This is a genomic window from Variovorax sp. 01T439_2, from assembly GCF_056398445.1.
The window spans coordinates 1-2,496 of the sequence record NZ_JBFTPJ010000878.1 but is presented as its reverse complement, the minus strand read 5'-3'; the positions used below and the strand labels follow the sequence as shown (position 1 = coordinate 2,496).

The window sequence follows — 2,496 nt, the reverse complement described above, 5'->3', positions numbered from 1 at the left end:
GAGCATGCTCGACGGCCGCGCCAACACCGCGGCGCTGCTGGCCAGCGGCAGCGAGCACCCCGCCGCCGTCTGGGCCGCCGCCTACACGGAAGACGGACACACCGACTTCCATCTGCCGAGCCGCGTCGATCTGGTGCTGGCCCACGCCCACGCCCCGGAGCACTTCAGCAAGGACGACTGGTATTGGTCGAGCACGCAGGGCTCGCGCTACGACGCCTTCGGCCAGGACTTCGAGGGCGGCGACAGCTGCTGGGGCGTCAAGGGCATCGAGCACAGGGTTCGTGCTTGCCGCTGGATTCACTTGACCGCTTGAACCCTTCAGCCCTTCACCGGCGCTGAGCGCCGGTCCGCGAATTTTTTGGAACCATGGCCCTCTACACCGACCTCCCGATCTACAAGCACGGCTGCGACTTGCTTTCGCTGGCGCTCGACGTGCAAACCCAGATGCCGCGCATTTTCAAGCGCAGCCTGGGCGAGAAGATCCACGCTCTCTGCGTGGAGATGCTGGAGGCGATGGCCATGGCGAACGCCTGCCGCGGCGCCGAGCGGCTGCAGCAGCTCGACAACCTGCTGCGCCACCTGCGCGCCACCACGGCGATGCTTCGCGTCAGCCATGACAAGCGGCTGATTTCTTCCAAGCTCTGGGCCGCCTCCGTCGAATTGCTCGACGCCGTCGGCTCGCAGGCCGGCGGCTGGCGCAAGCAGACCCTCGGCACCCTTTCCGCAGCGCCTGCTGCATGACGGTCAAGGCCATCATGCCCGTGCGTTTTATGAATCCGGTCGGGCCGCTGGGCCACAAGCCCACCGCCATGCGCACCACGGAGACCGGCGAGCCGCAGCAGCAGCTCGCGCTCTGGTCCGGCGCAGTTTCCGAGCCGATCGGCGCAAGCCTTCGGCCCGGCGATGTAGATAGCCCGTCATCACGCAGAACTCGCGCAACAACGCCTTCGTCCAGGACTTCGAGAACGGCAACAGCAACTGGAACGACAAGGACAACGAGCACAGGGTTCGTGCTTGCCGCGGATTCATCCGCCTCCCTCGAGGGGGAGGCACCCTTTTCCATGGCCGACCTGGTGCAAGCCTGGTTGGACTGCCGGCGCCACAAGCGCCATAGCGCCAGCGCGCAGGCCTTCGAGGCGGACGCCGAGCGCAACCTCTGCGCGCTGCGCGCCGAGCTGCTGGCGGGCGCCTACCGGCCCGGCCGCAGCATCTGCTTCGTGGTCACCCGCCCGAAACTGCGCGAGGTGTGGGCCGCGGACTTCCGCGACCGCATCGTGCACCACCTGCTCTACAACCACATCGGCCCGCGCTTCGAGGCCGGTTTCATCCATGCGAGCTGCGCGTGCATCCGCGACCGCGGCACGCTGCATGCCGCCTCACTGCTCGCGCGCGACGTGCGCAGCGTCACACAGAACTGGAGCCGCCCGGCGYACTACCTGAAATGCGATCTGGCGAACTTCTTTGTCGCTATCGACAAGGCCACGCTGCGCGCCCAGCTCGCGCGCCGGGTGCACGAGCCGTTCTGGCTGGCACTCACCGACACCGTGCTGTTCCACGACCCGCGCACCGACCACGAGGTGCGCGGCCGCGCCGATCTGCTGGCGCGCGTGCCGGCGCACAAGAGCCTGTTCAACGCGCCCGACGACACCGGCCTGCCGATCGGCAACCTGTCGTCGCAGTTCTTTGCGAATGTGCACCTCGATGCGCTCGACCAGTACGCCAAGCACCAGCTGAAGGCCACGCGCTATGTGCGCTACGTCGACGACTTCATCCTGCTGCACGAGTCGCCGCAGTGGCTGCACCAGGCGCTGCAGCGCATCGACGCCTTCCTGCCCGCGCAGCTCGGCGCGCGCCTGAACCCGCGCAAGACCATCCTGCAGCCGGTCTCCCGCGGCATCGACTTCGTCGGCCATGTGATCCGGCCATGGAGCCACACCACGCGGCCGCGCACCGTGCGCACCGCCGTGCGGCGCATCGAGATGATGGCCAGCAGCGAGCTGTACGCGGCCGGCAACAGCTATCTCGGGCTGGTGCGCCAGGCCAGCCAGAGCCACCAGGACCAGGTCGCGATCGCGCGCGCGCTGCTGAAGCGCGGGCATGCGGTCGACGGCGGGTTGACCAAGATTTTCAGAAGGAAAGAAGCATGAGCAACGAACACCAGACGCCTTCGGGCCTCCCGGCCCTTCTTCAGGTCGTCAAAGAACTGCGCGCCCACGGCCGCATCGCGGATGACGAAGGCGAGATGACCAACCAGCTCGCCGACCTAGCGGCTTGGATCAACACTCGTGCGGCCGAGATCGCGCGAGCGAAAGAGAACTACAAGACCCTCGCGCACATCGTCCATGACCAGGTCGTCGCCAATCAATCCGCGTGGATCGAATGGCAGCACGGCAAAGGCGCCGAGGCCGCGATGACCTGGGTGCACAACGGCCTCGCGGGTCCGGGCCAGATCCCCGATGAGACCGAGCCCTACGGCAAGGAGCCGCAGGCCTGGTA

4 protein-coding genes are annotated in these 2,496 nt (G+C 67.4%); all 4 read left to right on the top strand.

Features of this window, described 5'->3' with window-relative positions:
- A partial coding sequence (locus tag AC1DOC_RS29165; RefSeq protein WP_478131069.1) for an Lcl C-terminal domain-containing protein occupies positions 1–313 on the top strand: 313 nt, incomplete at its 5' end.
- Positions 314–366: 53 nt separating this feature from the next.
- Complete coding sequence (locus AC1DOC_RS29160; protein WP_478079254.1) at positions 367–741, top strand: four helix bundle protein; 375 nt, start codon at positions 367–369, stop codon at positions 739–741.
- A 320-nt stretch (positions 742–1,061) separates the two neighbouring features.
- A complete protein-coding gene (locus tag AC1DOC_RS29155; RefSeq protein ID WP_478131068.1) occupies positions 1,062–2,147 on the top strand; it encodes an RNA-directed DNA polymerase in 1,086 nt (361 codons plus the stop codon).
- The coding region (locus AC1DOC_RS29150; protein ID WP_478131067.1) for a hypothetical protein at positions 2,144–2,496 on the top strand (353 nt) is incomplete at its 3' end. The genes AC1DOC_RS29155 and AC1DOC_RS29150, both read left to right, overlap by 4 nt.